This is a genomic window from Caballeronia sp. HLA56, from assembly GCF_054655155.1.
In genome coordinates, this window is record NZ_BAAHOB010000006.1 from 283,445 (window position 1) to 301,893 (window position 18,449).

The 18,449-nt window shown below is 57.8% G+C and carries 19 protein-coding genes; 13 read left to right on the forward strand and 6 right to left on the reverse strand.

The window, feature by feature from the left end:
• The 7 genes from ACYQ47_RS35725 to ACYQ47_RS35755 are packed head-to-tail and all read left to right on the forward strand — an operon-like array spanning position 1 to position 6,183.
• Positions 1 to 861, forward strand: a complete 861-nt coding sequence (locus ACYQ47_RS35725; RefSeq protein ID WP_459909862.1) for a TrbL/VirB6 family protein — start codon at positions 1 to 3, stop codon at positions 859 to 861.
• On the forward strand, positions 858 to 1,535 hold the full coding sequence (locus tag ACYQ47_RS35730) for a VirB8/TrbF family protein (RefSeq protein ID WP_459909864.1): 678 nt from the start codon (positions 858 to 860) through the stop codon (positions 1,533 to 1,535). The genes ACYQ47_RS35725 and ACYQ47_RS35730 overlap by 4 nt, the downstream gene beginning before the upstream one ends.
• Positions 1,536 to 1,572: 37 nt before the next feature.
• Entirely contained in the window at positions 1,573 to 2,382 is an 810-nt protein-coding gene (locus ACYQ47_RS35735; RefSeq protein WP_459909866.1) for a TrbG/VirB9 family P-type conjugative transfer protein, read from the forward strand.
• 1 nt (position 2,383) lies between these two features.
• The gene (locus ACYQ47_RS35740; protein WP_459909868.1) at positions 2,384 to 3,607 is read left to right on the forward strand and encodes a TrbI/VirB10 family protein; all 1,224 of its coding nucleotides are present in this window, start codon (positions 2,384 to 2,386) and stop codon (positions 3,605 to 3,607) included.
• 9 nt (positions 3,608 to 3,616) lie between these two features.
• Positions 3,617 to 4,639: a P-type DNA transfer ATPase VirB11 gene (gene virB11, locus ACYQ47_RS35745; protein WP_459909870.1), complete on the forward strand. Its 1,023-nt coding sequence runs from the start codon at positions 3,617 to 3,619 to the stop codon at positions 4,637 to 4,639.
• Positions 4,626 to 5,552, forward strand: a complete 927-nt coding sequence (locus tag ACYQ47_RS35750; RefSeq protein WP_459909872.1) for a lytic transglycosylase domain-containing protein — start codon at positions 4,626 to 4,628, stop codon at positions 5,550 to 5,552. Before virB11 ends, ACYQ47_RS35750 begins: the two co-directional genes overlap by 14 nt.
• Before the next feature lie 43 nt (positions 5,553 to 5,595).
• Positions 5,596 to 6,183 (forward strand): hypothetical protein, encoded by a 588-nt coding sequence (locus ACYQ47_RS35755; RefSeq protein WP_459909874.1) that lies wholly within the window; start codon positions 5,596 to 5,598, stop codon positions 6,181 to 6,183.
• Positions 6,184 to 6,619: 436 nt separating this feature from the next.
• Here ACYQ47_RS35755 and mobF read toward each other — a convergent pair whose 3' ends face one another.
• Genes mobF through ACYQ47_RS35775 form a run of 4 tightly spaced genes read right to left on the reverse strand, consistent with a single transcriptional unit; the run spans position 6,620 to position 11,942 of the window.
• Positions 6,620 to 9,673 carry a MobF family relaxase gene (gene mobF / locus ACYQ47_RS35760; protein WP_459909876.1) on the reverse strand — a complete coding sequence of 1,018 codons (3,054 nt, stop codon included), beginning with the start codon at positions 9,671 to 9,673 and terminating at the stop codon, positions 6,620 to 6,622.
• A gap of 13 nt (positions 9,674 to 9,686) precedes the next feature.
• Positions 9,687 to 11,324, reverse strand: coding sequence for a type IV secretion system DNA-binding domain-containing protein (locus ACYQ47_RS35765; protein WP_459909878.1), 1,638 nt, complete (start codon positions 11,322 to 11,324; stop codon positions 9,687 to 9,689).
• 4 nt (positions 11,325 to 11,328) lie between these two features.
• Positions 11,329 to 11,526 (reverse strand): hypothetical protein, encoded by a 198-nt coding sequence (locus ACYQ47_RS35770; protein WP_459909880.1) that lies wholly within the window; start codon positions 11,524 to 11,526, stop codon positions 11,329 to 11,331.
• On the reverse strand, positions 11,523 to 11,942 hold the full coding sequence (locus ACYQ47_RS35775; protein ID WP_459909882.1) for a hypothetical protein: 420 nt from the start codon (positions 11,940 to 11,942) through the stop codon (positions 11,523 to 11,525). Before ACYQ47_RS35775 ends, ACYQ47_RS35770 begins: the two co-directional genes overlap by 4 nt.
• A gap of 391 nt (positions 11,943 to 12,333) precedes the next feature.
• On the opposite strand from ACYQ47_RS35775, the gene ACYQ47_RS35780 reads away from it, so the two are divergent.
• The 3 genes from ACYQ47_RS35780 to ACYQ47_RS35790 are packed head-to-tail and all read left to right on the forward strand — an operon-like array spanning position 12,334 to position 13,903.
• Positions 12,334 to 12,798 (forward strand): conjugal transfer protein TraD, encoded by a 465-nt coding sequence (locus ACYQ47_RS35780; RefSeq protein WP_459909884.1) that lies wholly within the window; start codon positions 12,334 to 12,336, stop codon positions 12,796 to 12,798.
• Positions 12,795 to 13,499, forward strand: a complete 705-nt coding sequence (gene stbB / locus ACYQ47_RS35785) for a StbB family protein (RefSeq protein ID WP_459909886.1) — start codon at positions 12,795 to 12,797, stop codon at positions 13,497 to 13,499. The genes ACYQ47_RS35780 and stbB overlap by 4 nt, the downstream gene beginning before the upstream one ends.
• Positions 13,500 to 13,510: 11 nt before the next feature.
• A complete protein-coding gene (locus tag ACYQ47_RS35790) occupies positions 13,511 to 13,903 on the forward strand; it encodes a hypothetical protein (RefSeq protein WP_459909888.1) in 393 nt (130 codons plus the stop codon).
• Positions 13,904 to 14,104: 201 nt separating this feature from the next.
• On the opposite strand, the gene ACYQ47_RS35795 is transcribed toward ACYQ47_RS35790, so the two are convergent.
• Both ACYQ47_RS35795 and ACYQ47_RS35800 read right to left on the reverse strand, forming a co-directional pair.
• Positions 14,105 to 14,536, reverse strand: a complete 432-nt coding sequence (locus ACYQ47_RS35795; RefSeq protein WP_459909890.1) for a hypothetical protein — start codon at positions 14,534 to 14,536, stop codon at positions 14,105 to 14,107.
• A 63-nt stretch (positions 14,537 to 14,599) separates the two neighbouring features.
• Positions 14,600 to 15,514 (reverse strand): ArdC family protein, encoded by a 915-nt coding sequence (locus tag ACYQ47_RS35800; protein ID WP_459909892.1) that lies wholly within the window; start codon positions 15,512 to 15,514, stop codon positions 14,600 to 14,602.
• A 684-nt stretch (positions 15,515 to 16,198) separates the two neighbouring features.
• On the opposite strand from ACYQ47_RS35800, the gene ACYQ47_RS35805 reads away from it, so the two are divergent.
• The 3 genes from ACYQ47_RS35805 to ACYQ47_RS35815 all read left to right on the forward strand — a co-directional run bounded on the left by ACYQ47_RS35805 (position 16,199) and on the right by ACYQ47_RS35815 (position 18,237).
• Positions 16,199 to 16,321 (forward strand): hypothetical protein, encoded by a 123-nt coding sequence (locus ACYQ47_RS35805; protein WP_459909894.1) that lies wholly within the window; start codon positions 16,199 to 16,201, stop codon positions 16,319 to 16,321.
• A 23-nt stretch (positions 16,322 to 16,344) separates the two neighbouring features.
• The gene (locus ACYQ47_RS35810) at positions 16,345 to 16,986 is read left to right on the forward strand and encodes a hypothetical protein (protein ID WP_459909896.1); all 642 of its coding nucleotides are present in this window, start codon (positions 16,345 to 16,347) and stop codon (positions 16,984 to 16,986) included.
• 903 nt (positions 16,987 to 17,889) lie between these two features.
• The gene (locus tag ACYQ47_RS35815) at positions 17,890 to 18,237 is read left to right on the forward strand and encodes a hypothetical protein (protein ID WP_459909898.1); all 348 of its coding nucleotides are present in this window, start codon (positions 17,890 to 17,892) and stop codon (positions 18,235 to 18,237) included.
• Positions 18,238 to 18,449: the final 212 nt, after the last annotated feature.

Below are 18,449 nucleotides of genomic sequence, written 5' to 3' on the forward strand. Positions count from 1 at the left end.
ATGGCCGATATGTCCTTGCAAGGCTTGGTTGGTGCAGCGGACGGCGTCACTCAGTCTTTCTTGACGCAAACGTATCCGGCCATCTCAGCGGCTATCTCGACGCCGATTTACTTCGCTGCCGTGCTCTACTGGGCTTTGTTTGGATACAAAGTGTATGCGGGGTACGCTGCCATGCAGTGGAAAGACCTCTTGGCAAAAGTCGTCATGACGATCGCTGTCTTCGGAACGCTCAATTGGGCAGGTTTGGCACAGACCCTCTATTTCGCGTTTGTGTCATTCATGGAGGGCGCTGCTGCGACGGTCATGGCCGGCAAGCCAACGGCGCAAATGCTGGATGCACTCTGGAATAACGTGGAAGCAGTGTCAGAGCGGCTTCGTTCTGTGGACTTCTATCAGTTTGCGATGATTTGCGACGGCATTCTGTTGTTCGTCATGAACTGCATTTTATTCGTGCTTGCACTTGTATATATGACGATAGCCAAGTTCGGGCTTGCAATCACGATGGTGCTCTGCCCGCTGTTTATTGGCTTTCTCATGTTTCCCGAGACGCGACAGTGGTTCATGAACTGGGTGAGCAAGATGCTGACTTTTTGTTTGATGTACATCCTTGTGATAGCGATCGTTCGTTTCGGCTTTCTCGCGTTTGGCGACGCCATCGACACGGCGGGCAAGGTGGCGCAGTCAGATGGACTGGCCACCAGTGAGCAAACCGCGCAGCTCGTCATTGTGGAGGGCGTGTTGATTCTGTTCATGCTAGGAGTGAGAGGCTGGGCGTCTGCGCTAGCCGGTGGTGCCTCGACATCCACAGGCACTCTGGTGATGGTGGCACGCATGGCGCTAGCGAAAGGAGCAGGGAAATGAAATCTTTCGCAAAAGGGACTTTCGCGGGCGATGAGGCCACGCGTCGCACGCAACTCGGCGGCTCGAACAAGCTCAAGCAAGAGCGCAATCGTGCATACCTGTTTATCGGCTTGCTTCTCTTTGTGGTGGGCGGCATGGCCAGCGCGATTACCGTGCTCGCCAACATTCACACAGTCATACCTGTCGTGTCGGTACTCGATTCAAACGGACACGTAGTGAAACAACAGGTAGTGAACAAGGAAACAATCTCCGAACAGGAAAGCTTTGTCCAGAGCCAAGTGTACGACTTCATCATGTACTGCAATACGTTCGACCCAGACTGGCGTCAGCGCTTCGCCGATCTGTGTCGGTTGCATTCGACTCAATCGGTTGCCGCCCAGTACGACGCCGAAACCAGCGCCGACAACGCGAACAACCCCTACTACCAGCTCGGCCAGGGTGGCCGTCGTTATCCAAAGATTACAGGTATCACGTCGCTCGGGAAGGATGCCTACCAAGTTGCGTTCCAATCGATCACCGAAAAGCCCGGCAGCCCGCCGAAGACCGACTACTACACGGCGCTCGTGCGCTACACCTTTACGTTCAAACCGCTTGCGTTGGGTGATCGTTGGGAAAACGCGCTCGGCTATGCCACGACGGGATATCGGAAGGATCAAGAGTTGAGCCGCCAGTAACGCGACGTCAGAAAGCGCTTCGTGCAGGAATCAGACCATGAACTTCAAATCCGCTCCTATTGCTTTTGCCATCATCAGCAGCGTGACGATTTCGCTGATTCCAGCCTCATCAATGGCGGCCAAACTTCCGCACGCGCTTGTGACTGACGACCGCGTGAAGCAGGTTCCATATGATCCCAATCAGGTGTACGAGGTGGTCGGCACATACGGTTATCAGACCTCCATCGAGTTTGCCACTGATGAGGTCGTCAAGGTCGTATCGTTGGGTGACTCGATCGCTTGGCAGACGGTGCCCTACCAGAATCGCTTGTTCATCAAACCGGTCGAGCCGAATGCGGCAACCAATCTGACCGTCGTGACCGACAAGCGCACCTACTACTTCAAGCTCACCAGTTCGAAGGCCCGCATGACGCAGACGTTTCTCGTGCGCTTCGTCTATCTGAACTCAGGTTCGAACCAAAACGCGAACTTGGGCGGCGTCGGTGGCGGGAGCCGAACCGACGCCAGCACGAGTAACGGGATTGATCCTGCGCGACTGAACATTGACTACGGCGTCTCGGGCGACAAAGCCGCCATTCCGCTCAAACGCGCTTTTGACGATGGGCAGTTCACTTATTTTCTGTTCGATCAGAACGCCGAGATTCCCTCGTTTTACACCGTTGGCCCAGACGGTGCTGAGTCCGCGGTGAGTCCGCGTCGCGAAGGTCCGTATATGGTCGTCAAGCGCACCGCGAGCCTCTTCACGCTGCGCAACGGCGACGCCCACCTGTGCGTCCAGAACAACGCGAATCCTTATCACCGTGCCGATATGAGCACCGCTTCAACGCTCGGCGCTGTGGAGCACTGATATGGCAGATCCGAACAACAACGCTCCCGATGACCGCGAAGCAGCCGTTCGCGAGTGGGAGAAGCAGGCGAATGCGTCGATGGTCGTCGACAACCGTAAGAAGCGGTTTGGTGGCATCGCCATCGCCGCGATCGCGGTCGGTGCTATCGCAGCAGTGTGGCTGGTCAAGCATAGCGGCAATGACACGGCGAAGTCAGCAGCGAGCAGCGATATCTCGATTCCTGATCGGAAGCCTGTGCCGAAGCTCAAGGATCGTGAGCAGGCGAGTACTGCGTCTGTCGCTGCAGCCCCCGCGCCAACACCGGCAAGCACGGTTCAGACCGATGACCCGATGAAAGCTCAGCGGGAGCAAATGGAAATGCAGCGTCGAGAAAAAGCGCGACGTCTGCTGGAAGCTCGCATGAAATCGGCCATCATCCCGCCAAACAGTGCGAATCAACCGACGGGCGTTCAATCACAGTCCGGCTCCGATGCGAGCGGCCAAGTTCGGCAGAACGCCGGGATGCTAGGAGGACCCTCAGGCGATCAGGGCCCGCAAGATGCCAATTCGCGCTTCGCACGCGCGGTTAGCGGCAACGCGGTCCCGGTGAGCGTGGCGAGCCAGATCGACAACCTTCCCTACAAGGTTTTGCAGGGCGAGTTCGTCGAAGCGGTACTGGAGCCGCGAGCGATCTCAGATCTGCCGGGTCAACTGTGCGCGCTGGTGCAACGTGACGTGTACGGGGCACAAGGCCGGCTCAAACTGATTCCGTGGGGCTCACGTGTGTGCGGCACGTACAACGCTGAGCTGCGCAAGGGTCAAGATCGCCTCTTCGTCGTCTGGAACACACTGCGTCGCCCGGACGGCGTGCAAGTTGCCGTTGACAGTGCTGGCGGCGACCAACTTGGGACAGCGGGTATGGGCGGCATCGTTGACACCCATTTTGCTGAAATCTTCGGTATGTCGGCGCTCCTGTCGATCATCGGCGCCGGTGCGTCGAACGCGGGTGTGAGTTCAGGAGATCAGTACAACTCCGCCTCACAATACCGGCAATCAGTACAGCAAGCGGCCGCACAATCCTCCCAACAAGTGCTTTCTCCGTACGTCAACTTTCAACCTACCGTCACGGTACCAGCAGGCTCCCGCGTGCGTATCTACGTCAACAAGGACTTGGACTTCACGTCGATTTACAAAGAGCAAATCGACGCGGCAAAGCACGTCGATGGCGTGACGTTCATTCAATGAGGAGGAGACATGTCGCAGATTGCCTCCTTCCGCGCCAAGCTTTCTTTGCTCGCGGACTATCTCGATGACAAGGAGGTCACCGAGATCCAGGTCAACAAGCCCGGCGAACTCTGGCTCAGAAAAAAAGACACCTACTATGCTGAAAAAATCGAAGTGCCCGGATTGTCGTATCAGCTTTTGTCGTCTTTGGCCGATGTCACCGCTTCCTTCAAGAGTCTTGAAGTGGACCGGGACAGCCCGATTCTCTCAGCCGAAATCCCCGTAAATCTTGACGATGGCATTCCGGATTTCGAGCGCGGAACCTATCGAGCCGAAATGATCCTCCCGCCCGTTGTGCCGGAGGGGACCATCGCGATGACGATTCGAAAGCAGTCGCTCGTTAGGATGAGTCTGCCGAAGTACTTAGAACAGGGAGCGTTCCGCTTCGTGAACGGCGAGGTGGTCGACGAGCCGTACTCGAATGCACGACTGCAGGAGTTGTACCGGGAAAAGCAGTGGGATGTGTTCCTGCGCGGCGCCGTCTTGGCGCACAAGAACATCGTCATCTCAGCCGGCACCTATTGCGGCAAGACGACGTGCCTCAATGCATTGGTACAGGAAATACCTGCGCACGAACGCATCGTCACGATCGAAGACTCTCGGGAAATCGAGCCGGCGCAGCCGAACTGCGTCCGACTATCCTACGCCCGCCAGCAGGCATCGGGACGGGCTGCGGTAACACCAACCACCTTGCTTCGCTCGTGCATGAGGCTCACACCTGACCGGGTCATCATGGGTGAGATCCGCGGCCAAGAGGCGGTCGAGTTCGTGAACATGCTCAACACGGGCCACAAAGGATCGCTCACGACCATCCACACGGATTCACCCGCCGAGATGTACGACCGATTCGGCGAGCTGATGGATGGTCATACCTCGATGACGCGCGAGCAGATTATCGAGCGCGTCAAAAGGCGCATCGACGTCGTTGTCCAGTGGAAATACACCGAGCGCAACGGCCGTTACATATCGGAGATCCTTTATGCAGGCGCGTGAGCTGTCAGCAACTTTAGCGGCGGCCGGGCTGCTGATCGCTATGTCCCGATTCGCTGGCGCGCAACCGTCGGCAACGGCGCCTGCCGTGCCCTTCCAGCAGCTAGCCACCGAGTGCGCCCCTGGCGTTCATCCAACGACACTCAAAGGCGTGGTGAGTACCGAATCGGCAGGCAATCCCTACGCGATTGGTGTCGTGGGCGGTCGGCTGGAGCGTCAGCCGCGCAACTTGCCAGAAGCGGTCGCGACGGCCAGAGCGCTCGAACGCCAGGGATTCAATTTTTCGATGGGCCTCGGCCAGGTCAATCGATACAACCTTGCGAAGTACGGCGAGCGTTACGAGACGATATTTGAGCCGTGCCGCAATCTCAAGGCCGGCGGTGAGATTCTTCAAGACTGCTATCAGCGAGCAAAGGCAAGAATTCCAGACGATCAGCAAGCGCTGCGCGCTGCTTTCAGTTGCTACTACTCCGGCAACTTCACGCGCGGTTTCCGGCCAGATCGCGCGGGTCAGCCGAGCTACGTGCAAAAGGTTGTCGCAAACGCAACGGATACAGCCGACCCCATTCCCGTCGTGCCAGCCGTCAAACAGGATCGCGCTGATGCCAGCGTTGCGGTGCGACAGGCGGCGACCCCAAAACCTGCGAAGCAAGCGGCCAAGCCGGCGCAATGGGTGATGTTTGAGGACGGCCAGTCGAGACGTGAACAACCTTCCGATCTTCCAGTCGAGGACAGCGGCAAGGATCCGGCGGTCACGGTGCGACTCGCGACGCCGACCACGGGCTCGGCGGCCGAAGCCGACACGATTCGTCCCGTCTCCAGGTCGTCATCACACGAAACGCAGCCTGTCCCTGTCCAGCCATCACGGCGATCGACCACGCAAGAAGCCGCTCCGTTCGTGCAGTTTGTGGATTGACGCTTCTCTTGCCACGAGAGAAGCACCTTCGGGAGAAGAACCGATGAGAAAAGCCCTCTATTGCCTGTGTGTGCTCACCGCATCGATGTCGGCGCAGGCTTCGGAATATGGCTGCGAAGTTTTGCTGTGCCTCGCAAACCCCGCATCCAATGGCGGCCCTAAAGGGGTGAGCGAGTGCGTACCTCCGATCAACCAGCTCTACCATGATCTGGGCAAAGGCCGACCATTTCCGAGTTGCGACCAGGCTGACGGCAATGATGGATCGACCTACGCGCGTCAAGTATACGATCCGTACGATCCTTGCCCTGCGCCCTTGCTCCCCGCCGAACGCGGCGCCTATGTCGTACAGGGCCAGAAACGATCAACCGGTAACAAGGGAGGCTGGTTCGGGGGAGATGGATCATACACGTTGAATGACCGGCCGCAAGTCTCCGAGTCATCGCTCGGTGACGGCTACGCGTCGGGCGCACGAGCGTGTGTCGGTCAGCGGATCGGATCGTACGTCGTGGGTAACTATGACAACACCTATACCGTTGCCGTGTTCGACAAGGTGCTCTGGCAGCTACCGCAAAACCCGCGCGCCATCGATGTCTATATCGACAACGGGTGGCAACAGCGCGTGCGTTGGTGACGGATGTTCGTCGGGTGTTCGACAGCTGGCTAATCTCGAGTTAGTGCCGTGTGAATAGCAGGTTCAACTAAATACGCCATGTCTACAAACTCGGCAGCGCTCAGCGAATCAATAAACGGAGCACGAAAGTTGACCAGCCCGCTTTTTATCCGCCTCGCCGATGTGATCGCCCTCGTAGTGGTCACTTATCTGATTGCTTCTATTGCCACAAAGATGCTGGGTCAGATTGCCAGCTGGCCGGACCCAGGACGTTGGATCGCGATTTTCGTGGTCGGCGCCCTCGCGATTACCTGCGCAACCAAAGATTGGGCCGATCTCGCGATGCCTCGTCGACTTGATTCATTTGCCCTTCGACCGCTTGAGGGATTAGCGGACACTCCCGGGGTGTTGACCGGGGCGCTCATCACTAGGCGCTTGTCAGTCAAAACAAAGACATTCAAAAGCGGCCATAGTCTGAAGGATTGCGACCGTTGGCTAGCTGCCTGCGCGGTTCCCCACGCGATTGACGTTCCAACGCGTGCTTACCCTCCACTGCGCCTCGTGGTTGCATGCCTTGCCCGCGGCGCTGCAGTTCGCGTTCTCGCTGGAGTGCCAAAGCTGTCGTCTTGTCGAAGCGGCGTGCGATTGCAGCGGGTAGCGATTTTATCGAATCGGTGTAGACGCGTGCCTCATATCGCGCTCGGCTGATTGCGACGTAATACAGATTCATCGACGTCGTGCGGCTCTTGGTGTCGAGCGCGATCAGGGTGCGGTCGTTGGTCAGCCCTTGCGAACTGTGGACCGTTGAAGCATACGCGTGCTCCAAGTGAAGCGGTCGGCTGGTCGGTAGCTCCAACGACCGCACAGGCCGACCATTGCGTTGCTCAACCGATTCGAGGCTTACGACACCGCCGATGACGCCCGTGACGCGCATGCGGTCGCCGTTGGTGAGATCACGGCCCGCATCGTTACGGTTGATCCGTACCGTATCTCCAACAGACAACTCCGCCCGCTCAAGGCGATAGACGCTGAGCTGCGTCACCTTCCGCGGGTTGATTGTGGCCGTGGTGCCATCTTGTCGCGACAAAACGAGCGCGTTGCCAGGGAGAGCTTCCGTGACCCGATAGGTTTCACCACGCATCAACCCGGCCTTCACGTAATCCTTCTCCGGCTGAATCACCATGCCGGGCTGATAACTTGGCGCGAAACGACGCTGCGCTTGCGTCATATCCACGCGTGTCAGCGTTTCAAACTCGCGGCCATTCCCCGTGAGCGCGAGCGACTCACGGACCATTGTGTTGATCTCGCGACGTGCCTCATTGGTTCCAGCAACAATCAGGGTTTCACGGCGCTCAGCTTCGGTCAGCTTGATGTAGTCGTTCACGATCGCGCGATGTCGGTCCGCTGGCTCTTTCAGTTCCTCGACGTGTTTGAGATGCGAGAGCGATTGGGTCACACGACTCTCGGCCGCGTGTTCGACGGCCGCTTTTAGTTCGTGATCTTTCTGTCGCTGTATTTCGTTGATCCGTGCAGTCTGCATGCCATTGAATTGAAGCTGGGCAAATGGTTTGCCGGCCTCGATCGCCTCGGTCTGTTTGGTGTCGCCGATCAACACCATCCGCGCATCGGCTTTTTCAACCGTTCGCATGACTTGCTCCATCTGGCGCGCGCCAACGACGCCCGATTCGTCCAACACGATGATCGTCTTGCTGTCGACCGGTTTTTCCTTGGACCGAAGAAAACTGGCAAGCGTATGCGCTTCGAGACCCTCGTTCTTGAGTGCCTTGACCTGATTGCCGTAAGGGGCGAGCGCGACGGTACGGTAGCCTTCACCTAGGGTCGAAGCCGATGCCTGCTTGATGAGAGAGACAGCCTGATTGACGGTATAGGTCTTCCCGGTTCCAGCGTCGCCCTGGATGCCGACAAATCGATTGCTTGTAGCGACGATAGTTTCTACGGCTGAGCGCTGCCCTGCATTGAGCGTGGAGTTTTCAAGTGCCGACCGGACGGTGGTGACGGCCAGGATCGGTGCCACCGCCCCGCGTCCGGTACGCTCGATCGCAAGAATGGCCTTTTCACGGGCAAGCGCCTGCTGCGTCGTGTATCGCTTTTCGGCAGCAACGAGTGAGCCCTGCTTGATCGCGGCATTGACGTATTGCTGCGCCTGCTTGTTCGACCAGCCCTTGAGCTCTTGTAGATAATTTCTCCAACCCGCGGACGAGAGCGCGGGGCCGGCTTTTCGTTCCGCCAGGCGATAGGCCGGCACCGCCTCGATCAGTGCGCCCTGCCCGACCAGACGATTGATCTCAGTGCGCACCTCGCCGGGACCCGCGAGGCCGACGGATCGGCGCAGCGCGGTCGCCATCAAGACACTCTCACGCACGACGGCTTCGCGCTCGGTCAAGTGATGGATGGCGTACTGCACAACCGCCTGCGCGGGCGAGAGTCCAGCTGGCAGACTCGTGGCAGCGATGCGATCACGCCCGCCAGCATCTGCGTTGCTTCCTCTGCTATCAGCGATGCTGTTGTTCGCCGGACCCTCTGCCCCACCACTCGTGCTGGCGATCTCACCCTGCCGTCGGTGTTCTCGGTCGCCGTTCACGTTATAACTGCGCCCGTCGAGGCGAGAACGCGCGCCGTAGTCGATGCCGAGCTCTCGGCTTTTCTCAACCCAATATTGTTTGACAATCTCGCGGTCCGATTCGTCCTTGCGCGGGCGTGTGGCAAGCGCAATGACCTGCTTTTCGAGGGTGCTCGCGCTCGCACGCGTCTTGCCCTCGTTCGCCAAGGCCTCTTCGATCACGCGGCTGCGTGCTGAAAACGCTTCGATCTGGTCGCGGCTGATGTGAGCCAGCTCAAAATTGCCTTTGTCGTCGACGAGCCGAATCGCGTAGCCAATCGCCTGAAGGTCCTTCGCCAGTTCGGTCTTATAGATCGCGTCGACCTCGTGCTGGACGCGGAAAATATCTTCGTTCGAGAGCGCGCGCCATGCACCATCGGCGCGGCGCGTCATGTTCATCACGACCGAGTGCGTGTGCAGCTGGGGATCCTTCGCCCGGCTCATCTCGTGCCGGAACTTAGCGATGGTCATATTGCCCGTGCGCTCACGGTAGCTCTTGCCTTTGATCTTCTTGCGAGCCTCCGCCAATTGCTCGACCTGCTCGAGCGCGCGCGTCACGGCGCGGTCGTGCGCGGCGGTTACATCGCGGTCGCCGGCGACGAGCGCTTGCATCGACACCGACTTGGGGGCCGAGAAAGTGAGATCGAGCCCCATGCGCTTTTTGTTGTCGACTGGGTCGAACGTCGTCTGGATGCGCTCGCCGTTGGGAAGCTGCCCGTCCAGGAGGCGCGAGAGCTGTGCCTGTTCGATCGGCCCGGTGAGCCCCAAGTGCCGTGCCCCTTCGCCCTGCCACTCGCCCGGATTCTCCTTGGCGTAATAGTCATCGGCGGACGAGAAGTAATGCGCTGCAGCATACTGGTTGTTGCCACGAATAGGCGTCACGTTGAGCATGGCCGCGCCTCCGTCACTTGATCTCGATAGCCGTGTCGCGATGCGGATACTTGACGTAGGGCAGCTTGATCTTGGCGATCGGAAAATCTTCGCCGAACATGACGTAACCCTCCAGGTCTTTCAGGAAGGAGATTTCCGAATCCATCACAACCGCTTCCGGCGGGCTCGTCACCATGTTGCGGCTGCGCCCTCCGCCGCCGCCCCCGGCACCACCGCCTGCGTTTGTGGTGATCTGGATTCGCTCGACCTGATGCTTGCCGAGGATTTCGCTCGCCTTATCGGTATTGAGCGCGTTTGATCCGCCGAAGATGAGGTAATTGCGAAAGCATCCGAGCAAGGTTCGCGCGGCATCCTTGCCATAGGTCTCGTCAAGCTGCGCCCAATCCTGAATCGACGCCGCCATGCGTAGGCCGTGCTTTCGACCCTTGGTTGCGGCCGGCACGAAGGATTCGAGCTTGCCAAGCGACTCCAGCTCATCGAGAAACAGCCAAAGCCGGCGTGCGAGCGGCACGGTGCTGTCGGGGATGCTCATGATGGTGGCGCAGATTGTGTCGATCCACGTGGCCACGAGCGGGCGCTGTGTCGTGCGCATGTCTTCACGCCAGGTAATGAAAAGGTTGCCCGCGTTCGGATCGTGCACCCATCGGTAAAGCGAAAACTCGCCCTTGGACATGAACCGGAGCGGCCTTATATACTTGTTCATCATGAACTGGATCGATGCGACCGCTTTTTCTGCGTTCTCGCGAAAGTAACCCTGTGAATCGGTATTGGCAAGGAACGCCTGAATCACCTCCCCGTCCTCGCGCACGAGGAGATTGACCAGCGTGTCCTGGTCCGGATTGTTGGTCTCGACCAGCTTGCGCATGGTGTCGGCGAGCACGTCGCGCGTGTACGCGCACCACTGTTCATCGGTCGGATCCAACTGCGGGGGAATGATGCTTCGGGCCATTCGGTCGAAGTCATGGACGCCCCTGATCTCGTTGAAGAGGGTCCAGCCCGCTGAACGTTGGTCGAAAGGGTTGAGAATGATGTCGCCCGGAAAGCTGAACTTCGAGTAGAACGTGCCGTTCGGATCCACTACGGCCATCTTGTCGCGGCGCCCCACAGCCGATGCGATCATGCTTTCCATGGCGACCGACTTGCCCGCGCCGATGGTCGCGCAAATCAGCGTGTTTCGGTTCTCAAGGTGCAACGGCATCGGCATCCGACCGATCATGATGGGCGGCAAGTCCCCTGCCGCTGCTTTGGGGCCCAGTCTCGCCGCCCCTGGCTCTGGCGCCCGTGCGACCGCGCGCTTCAATTCGGATCGAATACGGCGATTTTCCCGGCGGTTCGCGGCCTTCACCTGCTGCTTGACGCCGTGCCAGTTCGCCATGCGCGCACCACGCAGCCACCGGTGGTATCGGGCGCCGCGGAATCCGTCGTCGCCATACTCGTGCAGCAAATACGCGGTGGTTGCGGCAAGACCGAGGCCAAGCACGACGCCGCTTGCAATGAGCGGGTTGTGCGGCGTCATGTGGAGCGCAACGGTGAGCGCTTCCGGGAGCGGGCGCAGCGGCACGTCCGCGAGGTAGGTGCCCGCTAGCCACCCGGCAATCGGTAAGCTGACGCCAAAAAGCAAGGTTGCGTTTTCCGCTTCATGTTTCTGCATTAGCCTAACCCTCGCTGCGCCCGACTACTGCATCGCATCGCCTGCCGAGCCACGTAGCCAAGATCTGTGCGTCGCGAGCCGCGTCGACGCAATCGCGCCGCAACGCGCTGAGCAGTGCGTCGCGCAGCCAGAAGCTCATGCTGGGTGTGTTGAGAGCCGCTTGAATGTCGCCGTCGACATGCTCGATCAGGTCTGGAATCACCGTTCCTCCGTCAAGCGAGTGATCAGCGAAGCGAGTTCCGGGGACGAAGCCGCGAGCAATTCCGCCGGCATCCCGACGCTGAGTCCTTCACTTATCTCAGCGTGCTGGCATGCAAGTACGAGATCATTGAACTCGCCGGTCGTCGTCTTCTTGCGCATCAGGAAGAGCAGCGCGGCCAGCAGCGTGTGTGAGGTAGTCTGGCTGCGCTCAATCTCCGCGAGCCGGCCGGTCAGTTCTTGCCGTTCAGCCCATGTTTCCATGCTGTCTCGAACAGACTCGCGCTGGCTATCACGACTCATTGCCTTATCGCGAATATATTTCGACAGGTGCTTATACCCCGCCAACGCGGCGGCCTCCTCCACCCTGCGGCGATCCTCTTCTGAAAACCAGACCGGGATCGATTTTCCTGTGCTCATGCGTGGTTATCCCTGTTGTTGAAAATAGAGTAACTCAATCCTCTTACCTATAGTATTGTCTATAGCCATAGAATGAGCAAACATATAGCTCTCCTTTAAATTCCTATAGCAACGCTATAGAGCCAAAGTAGTGTCACTTTTGATTTGAGGCCGATAAAACCAGGGTTTTGCATCCCCGAAGGGGGTGCGTGATGTGTATTGAGATTTCTGGCCTGTTAAGGACAGGGATCTCTGGGGGTTAAGGGCGTGATAGTCAACTAGCCCGAAGGGCGTAGGCGAAAAAGATGCGAGGCAGCAGCAGAAAGTTTGCAAAACAGATGCAACTTGATAGTATGAATAATGCGTACGAGATGCAGTAGGACTGCGTATCAATAGCCCGGAGGATGCATGAATGCCGCAAAGTGACGTAATGCAGGCTTTGACAGCACTGGAGCCCAAAACCAAAGCGGCGAGAGTACGTGAATTGATGCCGTTAATCGAACAGAGGATCTCAGCGGGCGTGCGGATCGCGGATATTCTGAAGGCGCTGAAAGAGAGTGGAATCGATTTGACCGAAGCCACATTGAAAAGCTACTTGTACCGATACCGGCAGAAGCAGCAGGTCGAGCGAGAGACTACAGGGCAGAAAACTCAATCGAATGCCCAACACTCCAGCGCCACCGAACCAGTGTCACAACGACACTACGCTGACTCATCTTCGATAACCGATTCAGATTCATCGGAACAGGCAGCCTCACATGGTCCGATCTCGATGCAGGAGCTTGACCGTTTGATGAAACCCGACCCGGCAGAACAAGCCGAGAAACTGGCACGTTACGAACGCCTGGCCAAACAGCAACGAAGGAGTCGCACATGAAAGTCGCCGTCATCAACTTCAGCGGCAATCCGGGAAAAACAACGCTGGTCGATAATCTACTCGCTCCGCGCATGAATGCGCCGAAGTTCGAAGTCGAAACGATCAATGCGGGATCCTCCGCCTCCAACGCCGAGAGACTCAAAGGCAAGGACTACGGCGGACTTCAGGAGGATTTGATGACGCTTGACTCGGCCATCGTGGATGTGGGTGCATCGAATGTCGAGGAATTCATCAAACAGATGAGCCAGTTCGATGGCTCCCACGAAGAGTTCGACTATTTCGTCGTGCCTGCGGTGAGCGAGAAGAAGCAGCAGATCGACACGGTCAACACCATCGAGACACTGGCTGGGCTCGGCGTTCCCCCGAAGAAAATCCGTGTGGTGTTCAACAAGGTCGAACTCGAAGATGCGAGTGATGTACCGCGCCTATTCAGCACGGTGTTTGGTCTTTACGCAGAGCGCAAATGCTTCACGCTCAAACCAGAAGCGGCGGTTTTCCGAAACGAGATTTTTGAGCGGCTGCGTGTGCTTAAGAAGAATGTGTCGGAGATCATCGCGGATGCGACTGACTACCGGGCCATGCTTCGCGAAGCGACCGACGAGGACATGAAAGCGCGTGCAGTCAGCATGATTTCGGCGCAGCGACTCGCGAAGTCCGCGCATAAGAACCTGGACGACGTGTACAAGGTGCTGTTCAAGTAACGGGGGACGTCATGGGTGGCAACGTATCCACCGCACGCGAAGCGCTGATGGCGGAGCTCTTGCAAGATGCAGACGCGCTCGTGCGGCGCTTCGAGCAAGCTGATGAGGATCTGTCCTGCAAGATCGAGCGAGCAACCGCCGACGCAGCAGGCAAGGCGTTTCTCGCGGCGAAGCTCAATTTCGAGTCGGTGATCGAGCAGAATAGCGACAAGCTCATGGAGGCGGGCCGCGTAGCGGCCGCGCAGATCGGGAATCAGCTTAACAGTGGCGCTGCGCAACTCGTTACCGCGAACACCGCACTTGAACGCAAGGCGCGGCAGCTCGTGATGTTACTGGCTGTCTTCGCGCTAACCGCCGGCATCGTCGGCGGCCTCATCGGCAGTAAGCTGGCGGGCGCTCTGTGAGAAACAGAGCGTGCGGCGGAAGCTTATTCTAGTCACAAGTGATTTTTGAGCACTGCGATGTTCTGAGACCGCGCCCAGAACTACTTGCGAATCGCGGTAGCGCACATTGCGGCGATGGCGCTGGCAATCTCTCGACAGCGCGTTAACCTCTGTTGAGGGTGTGCGCGCCCTCCCCGCAGGTAGCTCGACTGCCTGCTTGCATCACTTGTCGCCGTTCGCCGCAGCAATGACAGCTTTCGCGACATGACACGCGGCGGAAAGCCGCTCCACGAGATGTTCGTTGCGTCCGCTTGAGCAAGCTAGTGCATGGACGAGGTCGTCGGAGCGCGAGACCATTTTTTGCAGGCTCTCGAGTAACGCCGGTGACGCTTCGCACAGGAGCCAGGCGGGGTGTCCGCCGTAGCGCATAAACGCCCCATCGAGAGTGACGCCCTCCGCGATGCTTCGACCAGCATCGTCCAAAATGGAGACGATGCGCGCGCAGGCGGCGTTACTGTGGTCGTGCTCGGTGCAAATACCCACAGGATCGCAATGCTTGGCTACCGAGATCGCTTCGGCCGCCGTCGACGCTTCTATTCGCGTCTTGCCGTAGTACGGCACATTAACCGCATAAACAACAGTGAAGTTGGTCATGAATCGTTCCCCTTCAATTCCAGAAGCAGCCTGAGCGTTTCGCTCAGGCCTTCGTCATTGCCCTTAAGCTGCTTGCTGTTCGTCTGCGCCTTGCAGTGAGAGCAAAAAATCGCAGGCCTTTTGCGCCTGACTTGCGGCCGTGAAAATTGCCTTCTTGTCTGCTTTCAAGACATTGAGCCAATGGTCAAGGTAAGCGGCGTGATCGTCGCGAACTTCCGGTGTCAACCCCAGCTGCGTGCAAACGAACGCGGCACCCATCTCAGCAATCAATTCTTCGGCGGCGTACGCGTCATCGCCAAATCGCTTGCCCAGTTGACGATTAAGACGGGTCTCATGGCTGGTCCAGTGGGTAATTTCATGCGCCTTCGTTGCGGCGTAGCTTTCCGGCGTCTCGAACGCCTCAGGGATAGGCAACTGCACGATGTCTTGCGACGGTGCGTAGTACGCCTTATTTCCGCCGTGTCGAATCACAGCACGAGTCCAAGAAAAGAACACTTCCGCATGCTCAACGAGTTCGATTGGCTTTCTTTGAACGGTTTCAGTTTTGGTGCAGTATTTGGCAGGCAAGTTTTCGATCTGGTCGACGTTGAACACGGTATAGCCCTTCATGAAAGGGATCTCCCGCTCGATCTCGTCGCCGTTCTCGGCAGTCTCGCTTTTAGTCAATTTGCTTGCATAGACAACAAGGCTTCCATGCTCGTTCTTACGTACGTTGGCTTCAAGCGCTTGCGCTTGCTTGAATGTCATCCAACGATTGGACTGAAAGCCTTTGTCGAGCTGCTCACCCCAGAGGAGCAGGATGTTGATGCCTTGGTAAGGGACGCCATTGTGCCGAACAGGTAACGTGATGCGGTCACGGGCGCTTGCGCCGCTCCACGGCTTAACCCATGGCCTGACGCCGTGCTCAAGGTCGGCGAGGATTTTTTCCGTCACTCGGGTATAGATGTCGGACAGGGGGGTTTTCGTTTTCGCTGTCATGTCTTTCCTTTAGGTCTCGGGGTGGATGTGCTGGTGTTGCGCACATGCACCCGACGACCGTCGGGCGACGACCGGGGAGGCAAGCTGCAAGGGCTGGACGCGGGGAGGGGGATCACCCAGGATTTTTTCGGCGGTTTTCCGAAAAAAATTTTGGGGAAACCCCGCGGCCAGGGCGAAGCCAACTCCCTTGCAGCGCGCCAGGGGCAGAGCCCCTTAGGGAATTCTTCTAGATTAGTGTTTGTCTTAGGTGTTGCGAAAGGGATCGTCACCGAACGGCCGGGACTACAGGCCCGGGGAGCGCAGCGAGTAGAGCCCGGTCCGCGACTGCGGATTCGTCCTTCGTCGTACCGGCGATGGCTAGGGCGTAATCAGGACCGGAAAGTGAATTGCAGAGACAACTTTTCTTGTCTGTAAGGTAAAGAAGGTGAACAGCAAACATTCGCGCGATTAAGCGGATTCCAGCAGGCGTTGTGGTGAACATAGTCAACGCTGCGATGAACATTATGTAATGCTTAGCTTCGCCAACGCGAAGCCCGTCACACGCAAATCTGCGCATGGTTGAGCCGGCATCCAACCCGGTATTTCGTCCCCAAATTTACTCCGAAGCAGCGCGAGGAAATCAACCTTGGCCGGCAATGAGGACCTGCATCGTGCGCGTAGGTGCTTCGCGGATCCAACCAGCTGATGGCGCTGCTGCAGATGGCACAGGCCGGTGAGCTCGAGCGCAAGATCGTCCTCATCAACAAGAATACGAATGAGAACTGGATCAAGCTGTACGGGAGCTTTGGCTGCCAACCGTCACGATGAGTTACGTCTGTCTGCCTGACGAGATGATGGCGTCGCTGCAAGCGGGCTTTCGTCTTATCGACGAGGTGCACTCGGACTTCCATCTGAACTTCAAGATCGATCTATACAAGGACTGCCAGCGCTCCTTGTCACTGTCTGCGACGTTGATGTGCGACGATGCGTTCATGCCCAAGATATACGAGATCGCACACCCGACGCGGCTTCGCTATCGCGGCGAGGCCTACGACAATTACGCAAGCGCGACCGCCCTCTTCTACCGGTTGCAAGAGCCCGAGAAGATTCGGTATCAGGATCCAATCAGCAAGAACTATTCGTATCATTTGTTCGAGCGATTGATCCTGCTAGACAGCGAGCGTGCGTACCGCTATCTTTCGCTGATCGAGTCGGTCGTAGTCGACAAGTACATCAAGCGTCGCGCTCCTGACGAGAAGTTGATCGTTTTCGCTGCAGGCATTGAGACGTGCACGATTTTGACCGACTACCTGAGGGCGACGCACTCCGAGATCGACGTGCGGCGCTACGCTGAGAAGGATCCGTTTATGAACGTGATCAATGCGGATGTTCGCGTGACCACCCTGCTCTCGGCAGCCACGGCCGTAGACATTCCGAATCTGATCATCAACACCATGACGGTAACGGTCTCGAGCCAGTGCTCCAACGTGTAAGGCTTCGGCCGGCCGCGCAAGCTCGCCTCGGACAGGGTGCAGGAGTTCGTGTTTCTCTCGTGCGCGTACATCGATAAGCATTTGACGTATCACGAATGCAAGATAGATCTATTGCGCAGTCGTACCCTGAATTTCCCGACTAGAAACAGGTATTCGCCTGTGTAATTTCTTCCCATACTAACAGCTGCCTCCGACACTGCCTTGCAATGCGGGCGGGTTGGGCACAGACGGTTAGTCGCTTTTTCACGTTCTAAAGAAAGAGCGCTCATGCAATCCGCTGGGTCGAAGTTGCATGTCGGTGTCTGCACCGCCCTTTTGGGGAGACAATTACCCATGAACGAACTCTCCAATGCGCACCCGCTCTTCCAGATCGCTCGGGTAGAACAGCCGACCGAAGCAGGCAAGCAGATCCTCAAGCTCGCGAATTAGGTCGAATTGAAGTACTGGTCTGTCTCATGGCCTGCTGTCTCATCAACCGCTTGGGGCGCCGGAGAGGTCACTCGATGACGCGGACGGCCAGATCGTGACGTTTGATGTGTCGGAAGTCGCGCTGATCAAGGTCGTTCCGTAAAGCAGTCCGCGCATTCAACAAGTTCGCGGGGATCACCGTGCATGGCGCTGCTCCGATAAAGCGCAGGGGCTCGTCACGCCCGCGGACTTTTTTCGAGCGGTGCGAGGCCAAAGAGATCGACACGAACTATCTGCGTCTGCTGAGTGAGATCTCAGGCTTCGTCTTGGGCCGCTCTATCGGTACCCTCCCCTACCGCGATAAGTAGTATTTCAAAAAACCGGTAATATGTTGTACTAATTATTTTGGATAAGGAGGAAGAGTATGCCTTATTATGCAAAGAAGGAGCGTCTCAGCCCGCTACGCGTTCCGTCGCCGATGCCGGCTTTCACGCCGTGATGGTGGAAGACAAACAGCTGAACGCAGCGCAGGTGGACGAAGATTACAACTCGATCGGCGACGGCGAGCATTTCGCCTTTGGCCTCTCAGAATGGCGAATTGCGGTCGGCAGCAAAGAAATCCCGATCGACTACTGGGACGGGGTCGAGTACCAGATCGAGAAACGCTTCGCCGATGCCACACACCTGCCCAACTTCCTCGATTCGCCGGACCCCGGCCCGGCGCTGCGGCATATTATCGTCGAGACGATTGCTGAAAGCTCTGCAGACAAGACGCCGTCCTCTAAGGGCGAGTTCCGCACGATCTATGGCGTTTTCGAAACGCTGACGAAGGTGAACAGATGAGCAACTTAGTCGCCGCTCCGGCTATACAAGCCTCGCCGGGGCCGTCATCGCGGCATGTAGCTCGCAATGGGACCGACCCCCGGCTTTATCAACAACAGCCACCCCAACCCCACCTTGACCTATGACGAAGCCAAGCGGTCGCTTGATTTTGGGGCTCTACTTTCGAAGCTTTTCAGATCTATCTCGAGGCGCTGGTCGTCGACGGCTTTCCG

Excerpts from the sequence above, each read along its gene's own strand:
- ACYQ47_RS35775 (WP_459909882.1), bottom strand. The coding sequence starts at position 11,942 with ATGAGCACAGGAAAATCGATCCCGGTCTGGTTTTCAGAAGAGGATCGC.
- ACYQ47_RS35795 (WP_459909890.1), bottom strand. The coding sequence starts at position 14,536 with ATGACCAACTTCACTGTTGTTTATGCGGTTAATGTGCCGTACTACGGC.
- ACYQ47_RS35735 (WP_459909866.1), top strand. The coding sequence starts at position 1,573 with ATGAACTTCAAATCCGCTCCTATTGCTTTTGCCATCATCAGCAGCGTG.
- ACYQ47_RS35800 (WP_459909892.1), bottom strand. The coding sequence starts at position 15,514 with ATGACAGCGAAAACGAAAACCCCCCTGTCCGACATCTATACCCGAGTG.
- mobF (WP_459909876.1), bottom strand. The coding sequence starts at position 9,673 with ATGCTCAACGTGACGCCTATTCGTGGCAACAACCAGTATGCTGCAGCG.
- ACYQ47_RS35740 (WP_459909868.1), top strand. The coding sequence starts at position 2,384 with ATGGCAGATCCGAACAACAACGCTCCCGATGACCGCGAAGCAGCCGTT.
- ACYQ47_RS35780 (WP_459909884.1), top strand. The coding sequence starts at position 12,334 with ATGCCGCAAAGTGACGTAATGCAGGCTTTGACAGCACTGGAGCCCAAA.
- stbB (WP_459909886.1), top strand. The coding sequence starts at position 12,795 with ATGAAAGTCGCCGTCATCAACTTCAGCGGCAATCCGGGAAAAACAACG.
- ACYQ47_RS35790 (WP_459909888.1), top strand. The coding sequence starts at position 13,511 with ATGGGTGGCAACGTATCCACCGCACGCGAAGCGCTGATGGCGGAGCTC.
- ACYQ47_RS35810 (WP_459909896.1), top strand. The coding sequence starts at position 16,345 with ATGATGGCGTCGCTGCAAGCGGGCTTTCGTCTTATCGACGAGGTGCAC.
- ACYQ47_RS35750 (WP_459909872.1), top strand. The coding sequence starts at position 4,626 with ATGCAGGCGCGTGAGCTGTCAGCAACTTTAGCGGCGGCCGGGCTGCTG.
- ACYQ47_RS35725 (WP_459909862.1), top strand. The coding sequence starts at position 1 with ATGGCCGATATGTCCTTGCAAGGCTTGGTTGGTGCAGCGGACGGCGTC.
- ACYQ47_RS35765 (WP_459909878.1), bottom strand. The coding sequence starts at position 11,324 with ATGCAGAAACATGAAGCGGAAAACGCAACCTTGCTTTTTGGCGTCAGC.
- ACYQ47_RS35730 (WP_459909864.1), top strand. The coding sequence starts at position 858 with ATGAAATCTTTCGCAAAAGGGACTTTCGCGGGCGATGAGGCCACGCGT.
- ACYQ47_RS35805 (WP_459909894.1), top strand. The coding sequence starts at position 16,199 with ATGGCGCTGCTGCAGATGGCACAGGCCGGTGAGCTCGAGCGCAAGATC.
- virB11 (WP_459909870.1), top strand. The coding sequence starts at position 3,617 with ATGTCGCAGATTGCCTCCTTCCGCGCCAAGCTTTCTTTGCTCGCGGAC.
- ACYQ47_RS35755 (WP_459909874.1), top strand. The coding sequence starts at position 5,596 with ATGAGAAAAGCCCTCTATTGCCTGTGTGTGCTCACCGCATCGATGTCG.